Source organism: Kurthia huakuii LAM0618 (assembly GCF_000505545.1).
Classification (GTDB): Bacteria; Bacillota; Bacilli; order Bacillales_A; family Planococcaceae; genus Kurthia; species Kurthia huakuii.
In genome coordinates, this window is record NZ_AYTB01000016.1 from 40,027 (window position 1) to 62,536 (window position 22,510).

Sequence of the window (22,510 nt, forward strand, 5' to 3'; positions counted from 1 at the left end):
CACTTTATGACGCGTACTATTCAATGTGGTGCTCTAAATCTTTCAGTGCAGCAATCTTTTGTACAAACTCAGGATTGTCTTCCAGTACTTGTATTAGGTCTGCAATACGGTCTATGGAGTTCCAGCTAAGATGGTGCTCTATGCCTTCTACATCGTTGTAAATCAAGTTCTCATCGACGCCAATGAGTCGTAAAAACTGCTCCAATAAACTATGTCTTTCAACAAGACGTTTCCCTAACTTTTTACCTTTTGGTGTTAGCGAAAGGCCTCGGTAACGTTCGTATATTAAATAACCATCTTTATCAAGTTTTTGAACCATTTTAGTAACGGAAGAAGGAAGAACGGACAACGCTTCCGCGATGTCTGATACCCGCGCATAACCTTTCTGATCAATAAGTAAATAGATTTGTTCGATGTGATCTTCCATACTCGGTGTCGGCATCTACATTCCCTCTCTTTCCAGTAGTTATCTTCCCATTTTACTACACTTGACATGAAAACGTAAGGACGTTTCAGTGGTTCCTAACTTTTGTGCGTATTTTGCCCAATTATGTGAATAGCATGAATCACTTGCTTATTAATCTCTGCAATTTGCTTTGGCTGTTTTAAATAAGAAAAGGCTCGATCGCGGTCCTCAACCGTTGCTACATAATGACTTTCTAAATGATTCAATGCAATGGCCGATGCCTTCGCTTCACACACTTCACAATGACAATATGTCGGATACTCTGGCCCATGTAATAAGAAGCGCACAATCCCTCGTACAAGCTCCTCTGTTACATTTATTAATGGAACGTTTTGCTCCACAAAAACTCCCCCTGCTACATTAAACTAATTTTGGCATAAACGCATGTATCACGTAATTGATGTGTATTCGCATTACGTGAATCTTGCTTCAAAATGCCTTCTAATTCAAAATGATTTTTTTCTGCTACCGCGCGACTGCGAATATTATCGCGGTCACAACGAATTTCTAAACGATTGGCCCCTAAATCTTCAAACGCAAACAATGTCATACTATGCACTGCCTCGGTCATATACCCTTTACCGCTCCAGCGCTCGTCAATCCAATAGCCAATTTCAAACTTCGGAATTGTCCAATCAATGTGCTGCAAGCCTAACACGCCAACAAATTCGTTCGTTTCTTTAATAAATAAATGGAAGCGTAATTCTTCACGATTCATAAATTTAGCAATCGCTTTACGAATATTTTCTTTGACGTTTTTATGCGTTGGTTTTTGTTGTGCCCACGACATAAACATTTTCAACTTAACGATCGAGCGTTCAATCGCTTCATAGACTAATTCTGTATCCTCTTCACGAGGAATACGAACAACTAAGCGCTCCGTCTCAAATTGTGATGGGAAATCCCAATATTTTTTATAATCAAACTCCACTGGCTCATCATTCCACGAAACTGGCGTCGTTTTTTTACTAAAGAAATCTTCGCGCGTAATTCCGTATGTTACCGCATCATAATAAGCGTCCTCTTTTGGCATATACCAAGCATCGCGGAAATGCGCCTCTTTTACGAAACCAACGCTTTCAAACGTTTTTCGCATCGGTACATTATCTTGACGCGTATGACCTTCTAGGCGAATTTTCTTTTCAGGTAAACTGAAAATAAATTCCGTCACGAGTAATAACGCTTGCTTACCGTAACCTAAACCACGCCACTGCTCCGCAATACGCAAATCAAAGACCGGAATTTCATCTTGTAAATCATAAATTTGCGCCATTCCTACTTTTTGTCCTTCATCATTTTCAATCCAAAACGTTTTAACATCATCTGATTCATAGCCGCCCTCTTCAATTGTACGTTCAATTAATTCACGTCCAGGGTGTGATTGTACATGATAAGGCCATTCATTTTTCGTTAAAAAGTGAATCAGTGGTTCTTGTTCTTCGATTGTCCATTCTTTTAGTCGCATGTAAACACCTTCTATAATTAATTGGGCTACCTTTATTATATTGAAAGCGCCTTAAAAGGTGGACCTTTTAAAACGCTTTTTTCTCTCTTTATCTTATTTTAAACCCTAGCACGATGCAACCAAAGCTAATTACCATTGTCAGCAGCACATAAACTAGCGCTTGCAAGCGACTCGTGCGCATTAAACGGACAGCATCAAACGCAAATGTTGAAAATGTCGTGAATGCCCCAAGAAAGCCAAGCGCCAAAAAAGCGAACGCAACTGATGATTCAAGTAAATGGAGCGCCATACCCATCAAGAACGAGCCAACACTATTCACAACAAATGTCGCGATATAAAAAGGCCGCGCTGTGCGTGCAAACCATTGAATGACTGCAAAACGTGTACAAGCTCCGAGCGCACCACCAATTGCTACTACAAAAAGCGTCATGCGCGCTCACCTCGCTTCATGATTACATAACCGACAAAAGCAGCTGCTATACAGCCGAATGTCATCGCTAATGCATAGCCGATTGCCACGAGCGGACTGTGCATCATATAGGCCAACCATTCCGCTGAAAATGCTGAAAATGTCGTAAACGAACCGAGTAAGCCCGTTGTCAGTAACAGCTGAAGCTCTGCGTATAGCCGGCGCTCAAAATAGGCATTGAGCATACCCATCGCAAAACTACCGACAATATTAATGAACAATAGTACAAGCTGTTCGCTAATAACGAGCATACAGCCATAGCGCAGCAATACGCCCATTACTGCACCGATCGCGACGAGCAAATAATTACGCATTCGTCAGTTCTAGTACGACCGGGCAATGGTCACTCCCGAGTTGTTGATCGTGAATCGCAGCCGCTGTAATTTGCGGTACTAGGCGGTTTGAGACGATAAAATAATCAATACGCCACCCAATATTACGCTCGCGCACTTTATTCATATACGACCACCATGAATAGCGCTCGGTCGCTGCCGGATACAACGCGCGGAACGAATCGGTGAAACCACTCGCAAGTAACGTTGTCATTTTGTTGCGTTCTTCCACTGTAAAACCTGAATTCCCGACATTTGATTTGGCGTTTTTCAAGTCAATTTCTTCATGTGCGACATTCAAATCCCCACAATAAATAACCGGTTTTTTCGCATCTAATGCGACTAAATAGGTACGCAACTCATCTTCCCATTCTAAGCGATACGCGAGGCGCGCCAAGTCACGCTTCGCATTCGGCGTATAAACGGTCACCATATAAAAATGGTCATATTCGAGCGTAATAATACGCCCCTCATCTTCGGTATCGCGTTCGCCTACGCCATACTTCACACGAAGCGGCTTATGCTTTGTAAAAATCGCCGTGCCCGAATAGCCTTTACGAAGCGCATAATTCCAATACTGCTCATACCCAGGAAGTTCAAGCTCCACTTGCCCTGCCTGACATTTTGATTCTTGAATACAGAAAAAATCTGCATCTACTTCGTTAAAATAATCGATAAAACCTTTTTTCAAACAAGCTCGAATACCATTGACATTCCACGAGACAAACTTCATGCTGCTACCTCCAAAAAAAGGCGCTCCTCTCAAAAGAAGAACGCCCAACGATTCATTTATTTCACTGTTGCGGGTATGTCTTCCCCAACAATTTTAACTTCTGTTTCTAATGCGATATCAAAGTTTTCCTTTACGACGCGTTGCACCATATGGATTGTATCGATATAGTCAGTCGCTGTCGCTGTACCTGTTTTATTAATAATAAAGCCGGCATGTTTTGTTGACACTTCTGCACCGCCAACTCCTTGCCCTTGAAGACCACTATCTTGAATTAATTTACCGGCGAAGTGACCTGGAGGGCGTTTAAACACTGAACCCGCTGACGGATATTCAAGTGGTTGACGCGATTCACGTTTGAATGTTAAATCCGCAATTTTTTCATCGATTGCAGCTTGGTCGCCTTCCACTAATGTGAATACAGATGACAACGCATAATACCCTTCATCCGCAATAATACTTTTACGGTACCCTAATTTTAGCTCTTCTTTTGATAACTCTAAAATATCGCCCGCTTTAGTTAATACTTTACAGCTTTTAATGACATCATTAATTTCGCCGTCATAAGCACCAGCATTCATGGCCATCGCACCACCGATTGAACCGGGGATACCACAAGAAAATTCTAGGCCGCTTAATGTATTCGCTGCAGCGATTTTTGATACTTCTTTAATTAACGCACCTGATTGTGCATATACCTCTGTCCCATTAACTGCTACTTTGTCTAATTTAGCAAAGTTTAAAACGATGCCACGTACACCGCCATCACGAACAACCATGTTTGAACCATTGCCTAATAATAAAATAGGAATGTTATGAGCGCGTGCATATTTTACAATGGCACTTGCTTGTTCTTCTGATTCTGGCATAACAAAAATATCGGCTGGTCCGCCTAGTTTTGTCATTGTGTATTTATTTAGTCGTTCATCTATTTTAACATTTGCTGGATCTACGATTTTTGCTAAATCTTCTGCCCATTGCATTTTCATAATGGAAAAATCCAATCCTTTCTACTTCAAGTTCATCACAACTTAGTATGAATCTTCATTAGACATTTTACAAGCTTTCCACTATTAAAGCCACTCTTTCGACCATTTTTCGATTTCGTTAATGGCCCCTTTCATGCTATAGCCCTTGTCAGTTAGCTTATATTCCACACGAACAGGCACTTCCGTATAGACACATCGTTCGACCATTTCTTCTTTTTCAAGTTCTTTCAGGCGTTCTGATAACAGGCGACCACTAATTGGTAAAGCGGACTCAATTTGGTTAAAACGCTTTGGACCATCTAACAATTCGTACAAAATAAGGCCCACCCATCGCTTTCCTATTAAATCCATCGCTTTCGATAATCTAGGGCATAGTCCCGTTTGTTGTTCCATAATCATTCACTCCTTGTCCTTGTATTGTACCTACATAAAAAAAACTTTTCAACTTTTCGTAACTAAATTACTTGACGTAATAAAGTTATAAATATATAGTAGGTTACATAAAGTAAGTTATATGAATTATTTCGGAAAGGAAGTCTCAACTTATGAGCTTTACATTAGACCCACAACTTCAATTAGGCTATACACAACTACGCGTTATGGATATTCAAAAACAAACAGCTTTCTACGAAACATTAGGCTTTCAAATTTTAGAACAATCGATGGAACGTGTCGTATTGGGCGCTGGCAGCAATGAACCCGTACTTATTTTAGTACACGAAGAAAACTCGATTCCTCGTCCACCGCGCACAACAGGACTGTTCCACTTTGCCATCTTAGTGAAAAGCAAAGAAGATTTAGGCCATGTAATCGGCAACTTAACGCAGCGCGGCATTCGCTTTACAGGTGCTGGCGATCACCTTTATTCTGAAGCCTTTTATTTAAATGACCCCGAAGGCAATGGCATTGAAATTTACCACGACCGCCCGCGCGACGAATGGACAATCAATGAAGATGGCACAATTGATACCGATACACTCGCTGTTGACGTGCAAGCAATTTTAGCGTTGCATGACGCGAACCGCGAATGGACGGGTTTCCCTGCCGGTACTATTCTTGGCCATATGCACTTAACTGTTTCTCATTTAGATGCTAACTTAAAACATTTATATTTTGATGCGCTTGGCTTTGATTTTAAAACGAATTTCCGCGAATCCGCTTATTTTATTTCAGCTGGTGGTTATCATCACCATATCGCACTCAATACATGGATGGGCGTAGGTGCACCACCATCACCACAAAATGCCTCTGGACTAATGGCTTATTCACTCAACCTTTCATCACTTGAAAAGTTACAGGAACTTCGCGAAAACTTAATAAAAGAAGGTGTTTCATTTATCGACAAACGGGAAAAACTCGTAGTGAACGACGTTAATGGTCATGATATGGTATTCATCGCAAAAAAATAATTTGATAGTTCGAATTAAAAACTCTTGAATTAAAGATAAATGCGTTGTATACTAAGTTCAGCAAGTAAATAAGTTAATTAAACACAACAAAAACATTTTTTAGGAGGAATTTTAGTTATGGCAAAATATGTAGTAGATACAGCTCACTCTTCAGTAGGTTTCCAAGCAAAACATATGATGATTTCAAAAGTGAAAGGGCACTTTGATAGCTTCAGCGCTGAATTAGATATTAATCCAGAAGATTTAACTGGTGGTAACATCCAATTTGAAGTTGAATTAGCTTCAATCAACTCTAACAATGAAGATCGTGATAATCACTTACGCTCAGCCGATTTCTTCGATGTTGAAAACCACCCTACAATGACATTCGTTGCTACAGATATTAAAAAAGTAGACGATGACGAATATAAACTTACTGGTGACTTATCAATCCGTGGCGTGACAAAACCTGTAACATTCCAAGCTGAATACAACGGTAAAGGTACAAATCCATGGGGTGTTGAAGTTGTCGCATTTGAAGCGGACGGTAAAATTAACCGTAAAGACTTCGGTTTAAACTGGAACTCTGCCCTTGAAACTGGCGGTGTATTAGTTAGTGACGAAATCAAAATCCATATCGAAATCGAAGCAAATCCAGCTTAAATTTCAATAACCTATAAAGCCTAGAAAATTTCTAGGCTTTTTTTTGCGTAAAATTGTCGCAATTTTTCAAAATTTAATTATAATAGATACTATAGTCAAGAAAGGAGCGTTCAACATGAATATTTCAGATGGACTTTTATTTTTTTATGTTATACCAACTATTGTGATAGGTTTTATACTATATGTCGCAATAAAGGAATTCAACGAATATAAACGCAACAATGCAGCCGACGTCGAGCTAACACCGGCAAAGATTGTGAGTAAACGTACAGAGCTACTTGGTGATGGTGACGCAGGAATGACAATGGATTACTACATTACATTCCAACACGATCATGGCAAGCGTATGGAGTTTAAAGTAAATGGTCTTACATATGGTCAATTAATTGAAACAGATAAAGGTTTACTGAAATTTAAACGTAAACGCTTCTTACAATTTAATCGCCATTAAAAAAGGCTGGACAACACATGTCATGTTCCTTTTTTAGCGTTCGCCACAAAAAACCGGAACCGCGCCACAGCGCGATTCCGGTTTTTCTTATGCTCATCTGAGAAGGTGTTGTTACACGTATGTCCCAGCCTCTTTCATTTTCTTAGCGCTGTTCAAAACTCTAAGGAATATTTCATTATTCTTTAGCACTGCATCCACTACAGTCTAAAGGGATATTTAAACGGTGAAACACTAAATTGATGAGTCTTGCGTTCCCTATTTAACTATAGCCTTTTTGCTTATTTTTCAAACGTCCAAACAGCGAAGATTCCTGTCTGGCAGTCGTTCCGCTACACTAGGACATAAGAAGCGGAGTGATGTTCATGTGGGCGACCATTTTTGTCACCCTTGCGATTCTCTTGTTCTTTGTTCGGTGGATGCCTGAAAAAATCATGCTGCCCTTTGCACAAGCAGACGGTGCGCATTGTCGCATTATTAGGTGCTGTTGCCTTTATCGTACTTGCGCTCATTCATTTTTTACATAAAAAAAAGAGGCTTAGGAAAAATCCTAGCCTCTTTTTCATGCATTTATTAAGCTTCTACTAGAGATGCTACTTTGTTTGCTGCTGCTTTAACTGCTTCGTAACCAGCTGCTTTAATTTCTTCAGCTTGTGCTGGCATTGCGTTATGACCTTCTATAACTACTTCATCGATGATTTCCATACCGTATACGCCGCCTACTACAGCTTTCATGTAGTTTACTGACATTTCCATTGCTGCAGTTTCTGGAGTTGAGTAAATACCGCCACGAGCGTTTAATAATACTGCTTTTTTGTCAGTTAATAATGATACTAATTGACCTTGCTCATTGTATTTGAATGAGAAGCCTGAAGCGTAAGTGTAGTCAACGAAAGTTTGTAATGCTGCTGGAATTGTTAAGTTCCATAATGGGAATGCAAATACAACTACATCTGCATTTGTTACAGCTTCGCGTGCTTTGTTTTGAGCTGCCATTACGCGCGCTTGTACGCCTTCTAATTCGTTACCAGCTTGTAAGTTACCGTAAGCATCAAATACATCTTGACCGAAGTAAGGCATATCTTCTGCGAATACGTCATATGTTGAAACGTTTACGCCTGCTTTACCTTCTAATTCGTTCATGAATACTTCATACATTTTTGATGATACACCTTGGTCCGCTGGGCGGTTGTTAGCTTTTACTACTAATACGTTTGTCAAAATAAAATCTCCCTTTATCTAGTTAATATTTATTGTTAAATTATTTATCTCAAATTTAAGATACTCTAATTCTAATTAAAAAACCGAAAATAATCAACTATAAAATACTCAGACTTTTGACCGAATTTTAAAGTTTGCAATTATCGCCATCGCAAGTTGCTGATTCGTCACCAAACATTTTAAGCGCTGGTGTTAAATTTTCTTCGTCGGCAACTTGTTGAATTGCTTTCTTAAATACGTCACTTGGTTGAGCACCTGAGATCGCATATTTTTCGTTAATAACGAAGAATGGTACGCCACGCACGCCTACTTTTTGTGCTTCTTCGATATCTGCTAATGTTTCCGTTGCAAAGCTTTCTTGTTGAAGTGCTGCTGTTACAGCCTCTTCTTCAAGTCCTACTTCTTTTGCGAGTGCTACTAATACCGCTTCATTCCCGATACGTTGGTTTTCAACAAAATAAGCTTTTAATAAGCGCTCTGTCATGTCTTTTTCTTTATTAACGGTTGCAGCATATTTTGCTAGACGATGTGCTTTGAATGTATTTTCATTATACATATCTTCAAAGTGATAATCTAAACCAACTTGTGCTGCACGTGCTTTAATGCCTTCTGTTTGTTGTTGAACCATCTCTGGTGTCATATCGTATTTTTTTGCTAACGTTTCTTGGAATTTTTCATTGTTTTCTACCGGCGTCGTTGGATCTAGCTGATACGCTTTGTACTCCACTTCTACCTGACTATCAAAACCTGTTTCCTTTAATGCATTTTCTAATTCACGTTTACCAATATAACAAAATGGACATACATAATCTGACCATACTTGAATTTTCATTTTTCTTCACCTCAGCGTAATTGTATAGAGATTTATAAAACAATGCACATAAAATGCTCATGGGGGTATTTTTCAACTAAAGAATAACTAGCATATTTACATATATATGAAAATATTCTATAATTCACATAACAGCTAATAGATAAAAATACTTAAAAAAGAGGTTTTAATATGAAATATAAAATTCCTTTACTACTATTATCTACTTCTTTACTAACGGCTTGTGGTTCCTATAATATTTCGATTGAAAAAAATGAAGAACAACAGCAAGCAGCACCACAAACAACCCAAACGACAACACAGCAAACTTCTACACAAGCGCCTTCAACACCTAAATCAGCGCCGTCTTCACAAATCATTCAAGACAATTCCGGCGATTACGTGCAAGCTTCTGGAGAGGCGAATATTCGAAAGTCACCAGACATCAATAGCTCCATTGTCAAAAGTGCTAAAAGTGGCGATGTTTTTGAGTATTTACATGAAAAAGTACAAACGAGCGATAACCGTACATGGTTAAAAGTGCGCTACGGCTCATCTGGCATCGGCTATATCAGTCAAAAAGTCGGCAATGTCTCCTCAAGCACCCCAGGGTATGTTCGTCTACTTGAAAACGGCACGAATATTCGCATGGACACTTCGACAACAAGCACGATTGTTGCGACCGGCAATGCCGGCGACACCATTGCCTATACGGGCTATAGCTACCCAAAAAATGATGGTCGCATTTGGCTTGAAGTTGTCTTTGATGATGGTACCGTTGGCTATGTCAGCCAAAAAGTCGCGTCGCTTACAACAATAGGCTCTGGCTCGTTAGCAGCAAGCTCTTCGAACAATTATAGTGTCGTGGTCGTTACGGCGAATGAAGCGAATATTCGCTACAATACAGACAAAGATGATACATCAGCGATTATCGAAAAAGCCTCTAAAGGGGAGCGCTTTGACTATACCGGATACACATTCCCTGACAATGGCCGTGATTGGTACGAAGTGTATTCGTCTACAGGCGAAATCGGTTATATTAGTAGCCGCGTCGGTAGTTTACAATAACAAAAAAAGAGGCTGGGATAAAACAGTTCATTTTTCTTTTTTAGCGTTCGCAACGAAAAACCGGAACCGCGCCACAGCGCGATTCCGGTTTTTCTTATGCTCATCTGAGAGGGTGTTGTTACACGTATGTCCCAGCCTCTTTTTAGTATGCTATTTTTTAAGCAAATTGTTCTGTTAATACAGGTACGATTTGTTTTTTACGAGAAACAACGCCAGGTAATGCTACTTGACCATTTTCTACAGCTGCGTTGAATGCTTTAGCAGATTCTGCGATGAACGCACCAGCTGGTACCGCTACTGAATCGTTGTTTAAAATATCTGTTACAACGAAGAAGAATAAGTCTAACCCCTTCGCTGCTACTTCGTTGTTTAATAATGCTGTTAATTCGTCTTGGCGACCAAGTACATCATTTACGTCAACTGCGTTTACTTGTGCGATGATTACTTTTTTGCCGTTCATGTCGAATTCTTTTGCATCAAGGCTTAATAAATCTTCCAATGCTTTATCAGAAAGGTCAGCGCCAGCTTTAAGCATTGCTAGACCGTATTCATCTAAGTTTACACCCGCGATTGCCGCAAGTTCTTTTGCAGCTTTCACATCTTGCTCTGTGCAAGTTGGTGATTTTAATAATAATGTATCAGAAACAATCGCAGATACCATTAAACCAGCGATGTTTGCAGGGATTTCGATGCCATTTTCTTTGAAGATTTTGTTTAAGATTGTTGCTGTACAACCTACTGGCTCAGCGCGGTAGTATAGCGGTGCTGCTGTTTCGAAGTTTGCGATACGGTGGTGGTCGATTACTTCTGTAATTGTTACGTCAGCGATATCATCCGCTGATTGTTGGAATTCGTTATGGTCAACTAAGATAACTTCGCTTGCTTCTGCAGCTACTTTTTCAACGAAGCGAGGTGCTTCAAAGCCGAATTTTTCTAACGCGAATTTTGTTTCATCATTTGGTTCGCCTAAACGTACCGCTTCGGCTTCTACGCCTAATTGATTTTTAAGGTATGCATATACGATTGCTGATGTGATTGTATCTGTATCTGGGTTTTTGTGTCCGAAAACAAGAACTTTACTCATGTCTAAAATTCCTCCTACTATTTGCTTTTTACCGACTTCATTTTACCATAATTATTCGCGAAAAAGAACGTTCCTGCTTTAAAACATAGTGATTTACTATTATATTCATTTTTTAACAAATCCCTCATTTTTTTAATGATTTACGAGAAGTTTTTTCATATTTTTACATCCATTAGTCACGAAAATATGGTACGATTCTGATATATTGAGCTTTTTTAATTTAAAGAGGTGTCATTTTGGAACAGAAGATTGAAAAGAAATATATTCCTTTATCAAATTATTTTCAGTCTACAGAGCAGTCGAGTATTCAACTGTCGTTCACTGAAATTGAAAACATTATCGGTCAAAAATTGCCCAATGCGTCTTACTTAAATAAGAGCTGGTGGCAAAAAACAAAATCACCACTGAAACATTTTCTTGCGTGGACAGCAAATGGTTATCAAGTAACCGCGGTACAACCCGGTTATTATGTAACTTTTCAAAAGCCTGTGCAATATGAAAATACAGCCGAAACAACGAATAATACGAACGCCTATCCATTCATTATTAGACAGGCAGAATTAGATGATGCGCGCGATATTGTCTTTTTAGGAGAGCAATTATCGCTGAAAATGTTTAAATATCCGTATGGCCAACAGCATCAAAAATATTCTGTACAAAGCTTGCGTAAAAGCATTGCTGAGTGGAAAATTGCGAATACGTCTATTATGTTACTCGCGATTGTAAACGGCGAAATTGGTGGCTATTTATTTTTAGAAGGTTATGATTCTCCGTATTTAAAGCATCGTGCAACCTTAACAATTGGCCTTTTAGATGAACATACGAATCAAGGCATTGGAACGAAATTAATGGTTGGTGCAGAAGAATGGGCAGCGAATAACGGCTTACGTCGTCTAGAATTAAATGTTGCCAAAACAAACGAGGCGGCCATCGCATTGTTTAAAAAATTTAATTACGTCGTAGAAGGCGAATGTCATGATGCCATTTTAATTGAGGACCGCTTTGAAAACGAATTAATTATGAGCAAATCACTTTAAAAAAGAGGTAAGAGCCTCCCAGGCTCTTACCTCTTTTTTAGTTATCCACAGCGACTATAATTCCAATTGACGCTCTGTATATTTATCCAAACGTGCGCGATTTACCGTATAGCCAATGCCCGGTGCGTCTTGCATATGCACAAAACCACCTTCGACATCAACAACTGGCTCAATCAAATCTTCATGCCAATAATGATTCGACCCCGCTGTATCACCCGGTAGTGTAAACCCTTCAAGCGACGTTAACGCGACTGCATGGGCGCGACCAATACCAGACTCTAACATTCCTCCGCACCATACTTTAATGCCATGCTGCAAACATAAGTCATGAATACGGCGAGCCTCTTCTAAGCCTCCAACACGCGCTTGCTTCACGTTAATGACACCACAACTATGCAATTCGATTGCCGTTACGACATCTTCATAAGAATGAATACTCTCATCAAGGCAAATAGGTGTCATAAGCTCCTTTTGCAACTTCGCATGATTTAAAATATCATCGGCTGCTAACGGCTGCTCAATCATCATCAAATGAAAGGCATCTAATTGACGCAGCGTAGCCATATCCGCCAATGTATACGCCGAATTGGCATCAGCCATTAACGGCACATCTGGATAACGCTCACGAATCGCGCGAATCAGCTTCACGTCATTCCCTGGTTTAATTTTCACTTTCAGGCGCCCATAACCATCTTCTAGCGCCGCATCAATCTTGTCATAAAGCTGGCTCATTGTTGGCTGCAGTCCGATGCTAACACCAACGGCGATTTTTTCACGTGTCCCGCCGAGTACTTGCCATAATGGCTTGTGTAATCGCTTTGCATACGCATCCCATACGGCACATTCAACAGCCGCTTTCGCCATCATATTGCGACGAATAGGCTTAAAAAATTTCGTGACTTCACGCGGATGCTCAATATCGCGATTCAGTAAAATCGGTGCTAAAAATTCTTCAATCATATGCCAGCATGTCGCGGTTGTTTCTTCGGTATACCACGGTGCTTCAAAGGCTTCTCCTTCACCATAACCACAGTTTCCTAGCTCATCATACACTTCCACAATTAAAAAGCGCTTTTCTTGAACAGAACCAAAACTCGTTGTAAATGGTGACTTCATCGTCATATTCATTTGACGTAAGACGATTTTTTCTATGCGCATCATGCTTCACTTCCCTTATACATTCATCGCATTCATTTTCGCATATTGCATCGCATTTATGACCGTATTTGTTAAAATTTCTACGCCATTAATTAATTGGGCATGATCAAACTTCATGTGTGGGTGGTGTAATCCAGGCGTCACGCCACAGCCAAGCCCGAGCATCGCCGCTTTCACGTTAGGGCGCATTTTCGTATAGAAGTGGAAATCTTCACCGCCTGGTGTCACAACAGGTTCTGCTAAATGCTTATCGCCAACCGATTGCACGATGGAGCGGCGTAAAATTTCCTCTGCCTCGTCATCTACTTCTGCCGCTGGAATATTTAACATCACTTTTGCATTGATTTGTGCATCGTACATTTCACGAATCGAGCGAATCGCGCGCTGAATCCCTACATCTAATTGCTCCATTGCCGCATTTGTTTGCGCGCGTGCATCCATCGTCAGGACCGCTTTTCCTGGAATCGTATTACCATGACCAACACCCGCTGAGAATTTTGTGACTTTAACAGACCACGGAATACGTGTATCTACGCGAATTGTTTTTAGCGCTTCGATAACACTCCCGCCAATTTCAATCGCATTTTTTCCTAAGTGTGGGCGTGCGGCATGCGCTTCTTCGCCATAAATCTCACATTGCACCATCATCGATGCACCGTGATACAGCGCTGGAGAATGCTGGCCGACCGGAAGCTCTTGAATAGGGCGTACATGCACACCAAATAAATAGTCTATATCATCAATCAAGCCACGTTCTACCATTGCGAGTGCGCCGTTCCCTTTTTCCTCTGCAGGTTGGAAAATAACGCGAATCGTACCGCCTGTTTGCAACGTAAAGTCTTGTGTTTCTTTTAATTTCTTTAGCATAAGGAGCACGCCAACTGCCATCGTCATGTGTCCATCATGCCCACAAGAGTGATTGGCTTTATGTACACCATCGACCTCTTGGAACAACGAATCAATATCTGTCCGCAATCCGATGACCGGCGCTCCACTTCCAATTTCAACATACAACCCAGGTGAATTTTCAAATAGCTGTGGCTCATACCCTTCATCTGCTAATAGCTGTGCCAAATATTTCGTCGTTTCCCATTCTTCCCAACTTGGCTCTGGATTTTCATGTAAGTATTCAAAAAGATTTAATAGCCTTGGCTCTAATGCGTCTAAATATGCTTGCCTAATCATGTTCATCCCATCCTTTTTGTATAAAAAAAGTGCTTTTTTACCTGTACCCGTTATCCGTAAATTATAACGCGATGGCATCGTTCGTAAAACAGCAAAAAAGGACAGTGATAAGCACAGCACCGTCCTTTACAGCTAGTTTATTTGAATGCTTGTGCAGCTTTAACTGCCTTATGCCAACCTTCAACAAGTTTTGCAGCATCCGCTTCAGCCATTTGTGGTTCAAAGTCTTTTTCAAGCTTCCAATACTCTGCAATTTTTTCTTGCGATTCCCAGAAGCCAACCGCAAGTCCTGCAAGATACGCCGCACCGAGCGCTGTTGTTTCATTAATTTCGGGACGCTCAACCGGCACATTTAACAAATCTGCTTGGAATTGCATGAGGAAATCATTTTTTACGGCACCACCATCAACACGTAAACGCCCTAGTGGAATGCCCGAATCCTCCTCCATTGCCTCTAACACATCATTCGTTTGATAAGCTAATGATTCAAGCGTTGCGCGTACGAAATGTTCTTTTGTCGTACCACGTGTTAGACCAAAAAAGGCCCCGCGCACATCAGAATCCCAATACGGCGTCCCTAACCCAACGAATGCTGGTACCATATAAACACCTTCTGTTGATTCAACTCGTGTCGCATATTGCTCGCTCTCGGCTGAATCTCTAAACATCCGTAAACCGTCGCGCAACCACTGAAGCGCCGATCCGGCAACGAAAATACTGCCCTCTAAGGCGTAAGTTACTTTGCCATCAATGCCCCACGCGAGCGTTGTAAGAAGTCCATGCTCGGACCGCACAGCCTTTTCACCGGTATTCATCAACATAAAGCAGCCGGTACCATACGTATTTTTGACCATCCCTTGTTCAAAACAAGCTTGTCCAAATAACGCTGCCTGCTGATCGCCGGCAATGCCCGCAATCGGTACTTCCTGACCAAAGAAATGTTTTGATGCCGTATGGCCATACACTTCTGATGACGGTCTTACTTCCGGCAACATCGACTTTGGTACCGTTAACATCGCTAACAACTCATCGTCCCATTGTAAATCATAAATGTTGTACATGAGCGTACGCGAAGCATTCGAATAATCGGTGACATGCTTCTCGCCATTCGTTAGTTTCCAAATAATCCACGTGTCGATCGTACCAAATAACAAATCACCGGCTTCAGCTTTTTCACGCGCGCCTTCGACATGGTCTAAAATCCACTTTACTTTTGTTCCAGAAAAATAAGCATCGATTAAGAGCCCGGTTTTATCACGCACCATGTCAGAATGTCCTGCCTCGCGCAATTCATCGCAAATGTCAGCTGTTTGACGCGACTGCCAAACAATCGCATTGTAAACCGGCTTTCCTGTATGTTTATCCCACACAACGGTCGTTTCACGTTGGTTCGTAATCCCGATACCGACTACTTGCGTGGCACTAATATTTTTCTCTGATAACACACCAACAATGACCGACAAAATCGAACTCCAAATTTGTTCAGGGTCATGCTCTACCCAACCCGATTGCGGAAAATATTGCTTAAATTCTTGTTGCGACGTATGAAAAATTTTGCCATCCTCATCGAATAAAATGGCACGCGAGCTCGTTGTTCCTTGATCTAATGCCATAATAAATTTGTTTGTCATGAAAAATCTCCTCCACGTTTAATAATCTTCTTGTGCATGTTTAACAGTCAGTTGTGCTCCGATAAAAATAATAACTACAATAATAGCGACAAGCCAAAAGGCCAGTGAATTTTCTCCTTCGAAAACTTGTTTAAAAAATAGCGCACCAAAAACGCCTCCAATAATCGGACCGACAATCGGCACCCAAGCGTACCACCAGCCAGAAGAACCTTTCCCTGGAATCGGCAACAAGGCATGGGCAATACGCGGCCCTAAGTCACGTGCTGGATTAATCGCATATCCCGTTGGCCCACCAAGCGCCATACCAATGACAACAATTAACATCCCGACTAGAAACGGATTGAGGCCATCTGTCATTTCATTCGTTCCTAATGCGAGAATTCCTAACACAAGTGCAAATGTACCGGTCATTTCAGCAATCAAGTTTGAGAATGGATGCTTAATTGCCGGCATTGTCGAGAATACGGTAAGCTTTGCGCCTGGGTCTTCTGTGCCTTTCCAATGCGGCAAATAGACAAAGTAGACGATGACAGCACCTAAAAATGCGCCGAGCACCTGCGCCAAAATATACAGTGGTACATCTGCCCACGGAAAATTACCAATAGACGCTAAATCAATTGTCAGTGCTGGGTTTAAATGTGCACCGCTAATACTACCAACTGCATAGGCAGCCATCGCTACGGCTAAACCCCAAGCAAATGTAATCACAACCCAGCCAGCGCCAAAGCCTTTTGACTTGTGAAGTGATACACCAGCTACAACGCCGCCACCAAATAAAATTAGCATCATTGTACCAACTACTTCAGCTGTAAACGTAGACATCTTACTCCTCCTTTTGAACAAAATTTTCCTTCATTCAATACCCTTATTTTGGGTTTAAAAGACATAAATGGTTAAAAAAATAACGTTTTAACGACAAAAAAAGAGGCATAGCGTTAAGCTAGCCTCTGTCATTTAATCAATTTCTAATTGCTTCGTTTCTTTCCCAAGTACGAGTACGGCGACAACAGCAATGGCAATCGCTACCGCAAAAATCGTAAAGATTGGTCCTAATCCATAGCCAGCTACTGTCAGTGACCCAACAAGAAGCGGTCCAATAATACCGCCAATACGACCAACAGCCGCGGCCATCCCTACACCTGTACCGCGAATCACGGTCGGATAATTTTCAGGTGTGTACGCATACATCGCTCCCCAAGCACCTAAGTTGAAGAATGATAATAACATCCCGAACACGACAAGCATCGTCGCATCGGTCGCAAAGCCGAATGCAAGTGCGCTAAGTGCCGTACCGCATAAATAAACAGCAAGCACCCATTTACGCCCCATTTTTTCAATGAACCATGCGGCTGTAAAGTAACCTGGTAATTGTGCCAATGTCATAATTAACACGTATTCAAAACTTTGAATTAAACTAAAGCCTTTCATGACCATGACACTTGGTAACCATAAGAACATGCCATAGTATGAGAACACGACCATAAACCATAGCACCCATAACATCGTTGTAGCACGGGCATATTCTTTCGTCCACACTGTTTTAATGTTTTGCATGACACTTGGGCGTTGTGATTTTGCTAACGCCTCGTATTTTTTTGAATCGGGTAACTTAATGCGCAAGTATACCGCATACAACGCTGGTATTGCAGTTAGCACTAACGCCACGCGCCAGCCATACTCTGGAATAATAAAATAAGAAATAACTGCTGCAATAATCCAACCAGCTGCCCAAAAACTTTCTAGTAATACAACGATACGTCCACGTTCATGTGGTGCGACACTTTCTGATACGAGCGTCGATGCAACCGGCAACTCACCGCCAAGCCCTGCACCAATAATAAAGCGTAAAATTAAAAAGGCAGTCAACGTCGTTGTAAATGCTGATAAACCACTCGCAAGTGAGAAAATTAACAGCGTCCACATAAAGACATTTTTACGGCCATATTTGTCGGCTAAAATCCCACAAACGAATGCGCCGACCGCCATGCCAATCGAGTTGACACTACCAATCCAGCCCATCTCTGTTGGCGTCAAATTCCAGTCTACAGCGAGCGCAGCGACAACGAACGATAAAATCCCTACGTCTAGCGCGTCAAAGAGCCAACCGACGCCTGCCGTTGCTAATAAACGATTGCGCGACATCGGCTTTGCTGCTGTTCCATTTTTTGTTGTCATTGAATTTTCCACCTGTCTTGTCATTAGTATACGCATAATATACACTTATTTTATTTTTGTGACAATACCTCTGTTTTTTCAAATTGTTCGGAAAATTTATGATATTCTAGAGGAATATAAAAGATTCTATTGAATATAGGAAGAATTAACGGTAAAATGTCTTTTATAGAAAAACAACTGTTTATTCAGTGCGAACAAAAGGAGATCATTGCATATGTGGAAAGGCTTATTAGACAATTACAAAGAATACTTACCAATCACAGAAAACACACCAGCTCTAACACTTCACGAAGGTAACACACCATTAATTCATTTAGAAACACTTTCTAAAGAGCTAGGTATTGAACTACACGTAAAATTCGAAGGCTTAAACCCAACAGGTTCATTCAAAGACCGCGGGATGGTTATGGCAGTTGCGAAGGCTATTGAAGAAGGTAGCAAATGCGTCATTTGTGCATCAACTGGTAACACATCTGCTGCGGCTGCTGCATATGCTGCTCGCGCTGGTATCCAAGCGCTTGTTGTTATTCCAAAAGGCAAAGTTGCTGCTGGTAAATTAGCACAAGCTTATATGTACGGTGCAAAAATTATCGAAATTGACGGGAACTTCGACGAAGCGTTACAAGCTGTTCGCGACATTAGCGAAACAACAGACGTAGCACTTGTAAACTCAGTAAACCCATACCGTCTTGAAGGTCAAAAAACGGCTGCCTTTGAAGTATGTGATCAATTAGGTGACGCACCAGATATCCTTGCTATTCCTGTAGGGAACGCTGGTAACATTAGCGCATATTGGAAAGGCTTTAAAGAATATAATGAGAAAAAAGGTACTCGTCTACCTAAAATGTTCGGTTTCGAAGCGGAAGGTGCTGCGGCAATCGTTCAAGGCGCACCGATCGCTCAACCTGAAACAATCGCAACAGCAATTCGTATCGGTAACCCTGCAAGTTGGACATTAGCTGAAGCAGCACGCGACGAATCAAACGGTAAAATCGCTTCCGTTACAGATGAAGAAATCTTAAACGCCTACCGTCAAATCGCTGCCAAAGAAGGCGTATTCGCAGAGCCTGGTTCTGCAGCATCAATCGCTGGTGTTATCCAATCTGTTGAAAACGGCTCAATTCCAAAAGGTAGCCAAGTGGTGGCAGTCCTTACGGGTAACGGCTTAAAAGACCCTGATACAGCAGTAAAAGCTTCTACAGTCGAAATGGTATCACTTCCAAATGATGAACATGAAATCCGTAAATATATCGAGAGCGTACTGTAAGATGACTAAGACATGGTCCATCACAGTACCTGGTAGTACAGCCAACTTAGGTCCGGGCTTTGACTCCATTGGCTTAGCGCTCGGTCTTTATTTAAAATTGGACGTTACGTTACAAGATGAGTGGGAATTTGAACATCATTCCGTTCACCTTCCAGAAAAATTTACTGTAGAAGATCATCTCGTATATACGGTCGCAAAAGAAGTAGCAGAGCGCTTTAACGCTGAGGTACCTAGTTGTAAAATCGTCATGACAAGTGAATTACCGCTTGCACGTGGCCTTGGTAGCTCTGCCTCTGCTATCGTTGCCGGCATTGAAGTTGCCAACCAAGTATGTGATTTAAAGTTAACATTAGAACAGAAATATACACTCGCTTCTCGTATTGAAGGGCACCCAGACAATGCTTCAGCATCTGTTTGTGGCGGTCTAACAATCGGTGCTAGCTTACCCAATGGCGACCTTGAACTGATTCATACACAAGACGTTCAAGCAGCCTTTGCGGTATTTATTCCAAATGTTGAATTAAAAACATCTGAAGCGCGCAAAGTATTGCCTGCTCAATATGATAAAGCTTATGCCGTTCATGCGAGCGCAAATGCTAACATGTTAACAGCTGCTTTATTAACGAAAGATTATAAACGCGCCGGTAAATTTATGGAGCATGATTTATTCCATGAACCATTCCGTGCCAATTTAATCCCGAACTATCATGAAATCCGTCAAACAGCGAAAGATGCTGGCGCATATGGCACAGCAATTAGCGGTGCAGGTCCTACAGTCATCTCGCTCTTAACGCCTCAAAACGTCACAGCATTCGTTGAAAAAATGAAGCCGTTGTTCCCGACTTACGACATCAAAGCCGTTCATGTCGATACAAAAGGTGTGCAAGTGACCGTTCATGAAACAATTAAATAATCGCTTAAAGAATCGTGCTACGGCGCGATTCTTTTTTTGTGCAACAAGAGCATGTTTAATTTCTTCAAGCAAGGGAATTTTTTGTTATGAGCTTACTAAAATGAGCGACAACATGTTTTCGTACACCAAACTATTATGTTATGTTTTTTTAAGCTTTGGTGGAACATACAAGTACAATGGGCACTAGGCGATAAATTTCACTTGCTAGTAGCCTACATGATAACAATGATTAGGAGGAATTTTATTATGAAAATCGGTATTATTGGTGCAACGGGTAAAGCAGGTAACAAAATTTTAAAAGAAGCAACGAAACGTAATCATGACGTCACAGCCATCGTCCGCGATGCTTCAAAATTAGAGCAAAAAGACATCCCTGTTATTGCAGGCGATGTCATGGATTTAACGACAAGTGATGTACAAGATTTTGATGTTGTCATTAACGCATTCGGTGCCCCAGCAGGTAAAGAAGCGTTACACGTTTCTGTTGGCCGCCATTTGATTGATATCTTTTCACCAATCGACACGCGCTTACTTGTTGTTGGCGGTGCTGGTAGCTTATATGTCGATGACGATCAAACGACTAAATTAATCGACACCCCCGATTTCCCGAAAGAGTTTGTACCAACTGCAGCAAACCAAGGTCAAAACTTGGAAGATTTACAAGCGTCTGCTGTCAACTATACATTCATTAGTCCTTCTGCGTTCTTTGATCCAAAAGGGAATCGTACAGGGAACTATATTTTAGGAACCGACAAATTGTTAGTAAACAGCGATGGCGATAGCTATGTATCGTATGCAGACTTTGCGGTAGCTTTATTAGATGAAGTGGAAACACCCGCGTTTAAGCGTCAACGCTTTACAGTCGCCTCTGAAAAAGGCCTTCCAAATCCATTATAAACGCAATCAAAAGAGCCTGGGACACACGTGTAAAAACACCCTCTCAGATGAGCATAAGAAAAACCGGAATCGCGCGGTGGCGCGATTCCGGTTTTTTGTGGCGAACGCTAAAAAAAGAACATGAACTGTGTTGTCCCAGCCTCTTTTTTACGCTAATAATAATAAACTGACGGCCATAACCGCCATGCCTAATACAACACCATAAATCGATGTATGTGTTTCATCGTATTCACGAGCTGCTGGCAATAATTCATCTAATGAAATAAAGACCATAATCCCGGCAACACCGGCGAAAATAACGCCAAACATCGTATCTGTTAAAAATGGCATTAAAATTAAATACGCGACGATTGCGCCAAGCGGCTCTGATAGCCCCGATAAAAATGATAAATTAAATGCGCGCTTGCGGTCCCCTGTCGCATAATACAGCGGTACTGCCACTGCGATGCCCTCTGGAATATTATGAATCGCGACAGCAATCGCAATCGCAAATCCAAGCTGCGGGTCTTCTAAAGCAGACATAAACGTCGCGATACCTTCTGGAAAGTTATGAATTGCAATCGCTAGTGCAGTAAACACACCCATTTTTTTTAACTTCGTAAATTCAGCAGCTGTTGGTTCATGTTGCAGCGCTTCGACTTTTTTCACCTCATGTGGGTTTTCGGCATTTGGAATTAAGCGGTCGATTAAGGCAATCAACAACATCCCACCAAAGAAGCCAAGTACCGTATAAAGATACCCTTGTGTTTCACCCAATGCAGCTGTTAATGAATCTTTTGCTTTCACAAAGATTTCCACAAGTGAAACATAAATCATAACTCCCGCTGAAAAGCCTAATGCAAATGATAAAAATTTTGTATTTGTGCGTGACGTGAAAAACGCCACTAAACTACCTAATCCGGTCGCCAAACCTGCAAATAATGTTAATGCAAGAGCGTATAATACGGCTGAATCCACTGTGTCACCTCTTCTAATTGAAATTTATTATTTTCAGTATACCAAAAAAGTTTCTTTTAGGAAACATTTATTTTTTCATGCGCACACTGCATCACATTGATAAACAGGTTAAATTGTTTTTAGTTTTCACAACGTTTTACAATACTAGTATGAATG

At 41.2% G+C, this 22,510-nt stretch carries 25 protein-coding genes; 8 read left to right on the top strand and 17 right to left on the bottom strand.

Features of this window, described 5'->3' with window-relative positions:
* Nucleotides 1-16: 16 nt before the first annotated feature.
* The 8 genes from mntR to V514_RS0113645 form a co-directional block, all read right to left on the bottom strand.
* The gene (gene mntR, locus V514_RS0113610) at nt 17-442 is read right to left on the bottom strand and encodes a transcriptional regulator MntR (protein ID WP_029500462.1); all 426 of its coding nucleotides are present in this window, start codon (nt 440-442) and stop codon (nt 17-19) included.
* A gap of 80 nt (nt 443-522) precedes the next feature.
* Nucleotides 523-807: a late competence development ComFB family protein gene (locus tag V514_RS0113615; RefSeq protein ID WP_029500463.1), complete on the bottom strand. Its 285-nt coding sequence runs from the start codon at nt 805-807 to the stop codon at nt 523-525.
* A gap of 14 nt (nt 808-821) precedes the next feature.
* Nucleotides 822-1,931 (bottom strand): GNAT family N-acetyltransferase, encoded by a 1,110-nt coding sequence (locus V514_RS0113620; RefSeq protein ID WP_029500464.1) that lies wholly within the window; start codon nt 1,929-1,931, stop codon nt 822-824.
* Between the two features lie 88 nt (nt 1,932-2,019).
* The gene (locus V514_RS0113625; protein ID WP_029500465.1) at nt 2,020-2,361 is read right to left on the bottom strand and encodes a fluoride efflux transporter FluC; all 342 of its coding nucleotides are present in this window, start codon (nt 2,359-2,361) and stop codon (nt 2,020-2,022) included.
* Nucleotides 2,358-2,714 carry a fluoride efflux transporter FluC gene (locus V514_RS0113630; RefSeq protein WP_029500466.1) on the bottom strand — a complete coding sequence of 119 codons (357 nt, stop codon included), beginning with the start codon at nt 2,712-2,714 and terminating at the stop codon, nt 2,358-2,360. The genes V514_RS0113625 and V514_RS0113630 overlap by 4 nt, the downstream gene beginning before the upstream one ends.
* Nucleotides 2,707-3,465, bottom strand: a complete 759-nt coding sequence (locus V514_RS0113635) for an exodeoxyribonuclease III (protein ID WP_029500467.1) — start codon at nt 3,463-3,465, stop codon at nt 2,707-2,709. Before V514_RS0113635 ends, V514_RS0113630 begins: the two co-directional genes overlap by 8 nt.
* Nucleotides 3,466-3,521: 56 nt before the next feature.
* Nucleotides 3,522-4,454 carry a UDP-N-acetylmuramate dehydrogenase gene (murB, locus tag V514_RS0113640; RefSeq protein WP_029500468.1) on the bottom strand — a complete coding sequence of 311 codons (933 nt, stop codon included), beginning with the start codon at nt 4,452-4,454 and terminating at the stop codon, nt 3,522-3,524.
* An 81-nt stretch (nt 4,455-4,535) separates the two neighbouring features.
* Nucleotides 4,536-4,844: a winged helix-turn-helix transcriptional regulator gene (locus V514_RS0113645; protein ID WP_029500469.1), complete on the bottom strand. Its 309-nt coding sequence runs from the start codon at nt 4,842-4,844 to the stop codon at nt 4,536-4,538.
* Between the two features lie 152 nt (nt 4,845-4,996).
* On the opposite strand from V514_RS0113645, the gene V514_RS0113650 reads away from it, so the two are divergent.
* From V514_RS0113650 to V514_RS0113660, 3 genes are all read left to right on the top strand, one after another.
* Nucleotides 4,997-5,860: a VOC family protein gene (locus V514_RS0113650; protein ID WP_029500470.1), complete on the top strand. Its 864-nt coding sequence runs from the start codon at nt 4,997-4,999 to the stop codon at nt 5,858-5,860.
* 117 nt (nt 5,861-5,977) lie between these two features.
* The gene (locus V514_RS0113655) at nt 5,978-6,502 is read left to right on the top strand and encodes a YceI family protein (RefSeq protein ID WP_029500471.1); all 525 of its coding nucleotides are present in this window, start codon (nt 5,978-5,980) and stop codon (nt 6,500-6,502) included.
* Between the two features lie 115 nt (nt 6,503-6,617).
* Nucleotides 6,618-6,953 (top strand): DUF2500 domain-containing protein, encoded by a 336-nt coding sequence (locus V514_RS0113660; protein ID WP_029500472.1) that lies wholly within the window; start codon nt 6,618-6,620, stop codon nt 6,951-6,953.
* Nucleotides 6,954-7,523: 570 nt separating this feature from the next.
* Here V514_RS0113660 and V514_RS0113665 read toward each other — a convergent pair.
* Both V514_RS0113665 and V514_RS0113670 read right to left on the bottom strand, forming a co-directional pair.
* On the bottom strand, nt 7,524-8,171 hold the full coding sequence (locus V514_RS0113665) for an FMN-dependent NADH-azoreductase (protein WP_029500473.1): 648 nt from the start codon (nt 8,169-8,171) through the stop codon (nt 7,524-7,526).
* Between the two features lie 127 nt (nt 8,172-8,298).
* A complete protein-coding gene (locus tag V514_RS0113670) occupies nt 8,299-9,003 on the bottom strand; it encodes a DsbA family oxidoreductase (protein ID WP_029500474.1) in 705 nt (234 codons plus the stop codon).
* Between the two features lie 171 nt (nt 9,004-9,174).
* Here V514_RS0113670 and V514_RS0113675 point away from each other — a divergent pair, with 171 nt between their 5' ends.
* Nucleotides 9,175-10,050: an SH3 domain-containing protein gene (locus V514_RS0113675; protein WP_029500475.1), complete on the top strand. Its 876-nt coding sequence runs from the start codon at nt 9,175-9,177 to the stop codon at nt 10,048-10,050.
* 157 nt (nt 10,051-10,207) lie between these two features.
* On the opposite strand, the gene V514_RS0113680 is transcribed toward V514_RS0113675, so the two are convergent.
* Nucleotides 10,208-11,134, bottom strand: a complete 927-nt coding sequence (locus V514_RS0113680) for a manganese-dependent inorganic pyrophosphatase (RefSeq protein ID WP_029500476.1) — start codon at nt 11,132-11,134, stop codon at nt 10,208-10,210.
* Between the two features lie 236 nt (nt 11,135-11,370).
* Between V514_RS0113680 and V514_RS0113685 the strand changes: the two genes are divergently transcribed.
* On the top strand, nt 11,371-12,171 hold the full coding sequence (locus V514_RS0113685; protein ID WP_029500477.1) for a GNAT family N-acetyltransferase: 801 nt from the start codon (nt 11,371-11,373) through the stop codon (nt 12,169-12,171).
* Between the two features lie 54 nt (nt 12,172-12,225).
* Here the strand turns inward: V514_RS0113685 and menC are convergent, their stop codons facing one another.
* The 5 genes from menC to V514_RS0113710 all read right to left on the bottom strand — a co-directional run bounded on the left by menC (nt 12,226) and on the right by V514_RS0113710 (nt 18,320).
* Nucleotides 12,226-13,329, bottom strand: coding sequence for an o-succinylbenzoate synthase (gene menC, locus V514_RS0113690; protein WP_029500478.1), 1,104 nt, complete (start codon nt 13,327-13,329; stop codon nt 12,226-12,228).
* A 15-nt stretch (nt 13,330-13,344) separates the two neighbouring features.
* Nucleotides 13,345-14,514 (bottom strand): M20 peptidase aminoacylase family protein, encoded by a 1,170-nt coding sequence (locus V514_RS0113695; RefSeq protein ID WP_029500479.1) that lies wholly within the window; start codon nt 14,512-14,514, stop codon nt 13,345-13,347.
* Between the two features lie 137 nt (nt 14,515-14,651).
* A complete protein-coding gene (gene glpK, locus V514_RS0113700) occupies nt 14,652-16,145 on the bottom strand; it encodes a glycerol kinase GlpK (protein WP_029500480.1) in 1,494 nt (497 codons plus the stop codon).
* Between the two features lie 18 nt (nt 16,146-16,163).
* The gene (locus tag V514_RS0113705; protein ID WP_029500481.1) at nt 16,164-16,967 is read right to left on the bottom strand and encodes an MIP/aquaporin family protein; all 804 of its coding nucleotides are present in this window, start codon (nt 16,965-16,967) and stop codon (nt 16,164-16,166) included.
* Nucleotides 16,968-17,099: 132 nt separating this feature from the next.
* Nucleotides 17,100-18,320: an MFS transporter gene (locus V514_RS0113710; RefSeq protein ID WP_029500482.1), complete on the bottom strand. Its 1,221-nt coding sequence runs from the start codon at nt 18,318-18,320 to the stop codon at nt 17,100-17,102.
* A 214-nt stretch (nt 18,321-18,534) separates the two neighbouring features.
* On the opposite strand from V514_RS0113710, the gene thrC reads away from it, so the two are divergent.
* The 3 genes from thrC (at nt 18,535) to V514_RS0113725 (ending at nt 21,397) form a co-directional block, all read left to right on the top strand.
* Nucleotides 18,535-19,587, top strand: coding sequence for a threonine synthase (gene thrC, locus V514_RS0113715; protein WP_029500483.1), 1,053 nt, complete (start codon nt 18,535-18,537; stop codon nt 19,585-19,587).
* Between the two features lies 1 nt (nt 19,588).
* The gene (gene thrB, locus V514_RS0113720) at nt 19,589-20,500 is read left to right on the top strand and encodes a homoserine kinase (protein ID WP_029500484.1); all 912 of its coding nucleotides are present in this window, start codon (nt 19,589-19,591) and stop codon (nt 20,498-20,500) included.
* Between the two features lie 246 nt (nt 20,501-20,746).
* Nucleotides 20,747-21,397 (top strand): NAD(P)-dependent oxidoreductase, encoded by a 651-nt coding sequence (locus V514_RS0113725; protein ID WP_029500485.1) that lies wholly within the window; start codon nt 20,747-20,749, stop codon nt 21,395-21,397.
* Nucleotides 21,398-21,544: 147 nt separating this feature from the next.
* Here the strand turns inward: V514_RS0113725 and zupT are convergent, their stop codons facing one another.
* Entirely contained in the window at nt 21,545-22,354 is an 810-nt protein-coding gene (gene zupT / locus V514_RS0113730) for a zinc transporter ZupT (RefSeq protein ID WP_029500486.1), read from the bottom strand.
* Nucleotides 22,355-22,510: the final 156 nt, after the last annotated feature.

Coding starts and splice junctions, on each gene's coding strand:
- mntR (WP_029500462.1), bottom strand. CDS start 442: ATGCCGACACCGAGTATGGAAGATCACATCGAACAAATCTATTTACTT.
- V514_RS0113620 (WP_029500464.1), bottom strand. CDS start 1,931: ATGCGACTAAAAGAATGGACAATCGAAGAACAAGAACCACTGATTCAC.
- V514_RS0113625 (WP_029500465.1), bottom strand. CDS start 2,361: ATGACGCTTTTTGTAGTAGCAATTGGTGGTGCGCTCGGAGCTTGTACA.
- V514_RS0113630 (WP_029500466.1), bottom strand. CDS start 2,714: ATGCGTAATTATTTGCTCGTCGCGATCGGTGCAGTAATGGGCGTATTG.
- V514_RS0113635 (WP_029500467.1), bottom strand. CDS start 3,465: ATGAAGTTTGTCTCGTGGAATGTCAATGGTATTCGAGCTTGTTTGAAA.
- V514_RS0113645 (WP_029500469.1), bottom strand. CDS start 4,844: ATGGAACAACAAACGGGACTATGCCCTAGATTATCGAAAGCGATGGAT.
- V514_RS0113650 (WP_029500470.1), top strand. CDS start 4,997: ATGAGCTTTACATTAGACCCACAACTTCAATTAGGCTATACACAACTA.
- V514_RS0113655 (WP_029500471.1), top strand. CDS start 5,978: ATGGCAAAATATGTAGTAGATACAGCTCACTCTTCAGTAGGTTTCCAA.
- V514_RS0113660 (WP_029500472.1), top strand. CDS start 6,618: ATGAATATTTCAGATGGACTTTTATTTTTTTATGTTATACCAACTATT.
- V514_RS0113670 (WP_029500474.1), bottom strand. CDS start 9,003: ATGAAAATTCAAGTATGGTCAGATTATGTATGTCCATTTTGTTATATT.
- V514_RS0113675 (WP_029500475.1), top strand. CDS start 9,175: ATGAAATATAAAATTCCTTTACTACTATTATCTACTTCTTTACTAACG.
- V514_RS0113680 (WP_029500476.1), bottom strand. CDS start 11,134: ATGAGTAAAGTTCTTGTTTTCGGACACAAAAACCCAGATACAGATACA.
- menC (WP_029500478.1), bottom strand. CDS start 13,329: ATGCGCATAGAAAAAATCGTCTTACGTCAAATGAATATGACGATGAAG.
- V514_RS0113695 (WP_029500479.1), bottom strand. CDS start 14,514: ATGATTAGGCAAGCATATTTAGACGCATTAGAGCCAAGGCTATTAAAT.
- glpK (WP_029500480.1), bottom strand. CDS start 16,145: ATGACAAACAAATTTATTATGGCATTAGATCAAGGAACAACGAGCTCG.
- V514_RS0113705 (WP_029500481.1), bottom strand. CDS start 16,967: ATGTCTACGTTTACAGCTGAAGTAGTTGGTACAATGATGCTAATTTTA.
- V514_RS0113710 (WP_029500482.1), bottom strand. CDS start 18,320: ATGACAACAAAAAATGGAACAGCAGCAAAGCCGATGTCGCGCAATCGT.
- thrC (WP_029500483.1), top strand. CDS start 18,535: ATGTGGAAAGGCTTATTAGACAATTACAAAGAATACTTACCAATCACA.
- thrB (WP_029500484.1), top strand. CDS start 19,589: ATGACTAAGACATGGTCCATCACAGTACCTGGTAGTACAGCCAACTTA.
- V514_RS0113725 (WP_029500485.1), top strand. CDS start 20,747: ATGAAAATCGGTATTATTGGTGCAACGGGTAAAGCAGGTAACAAAATT.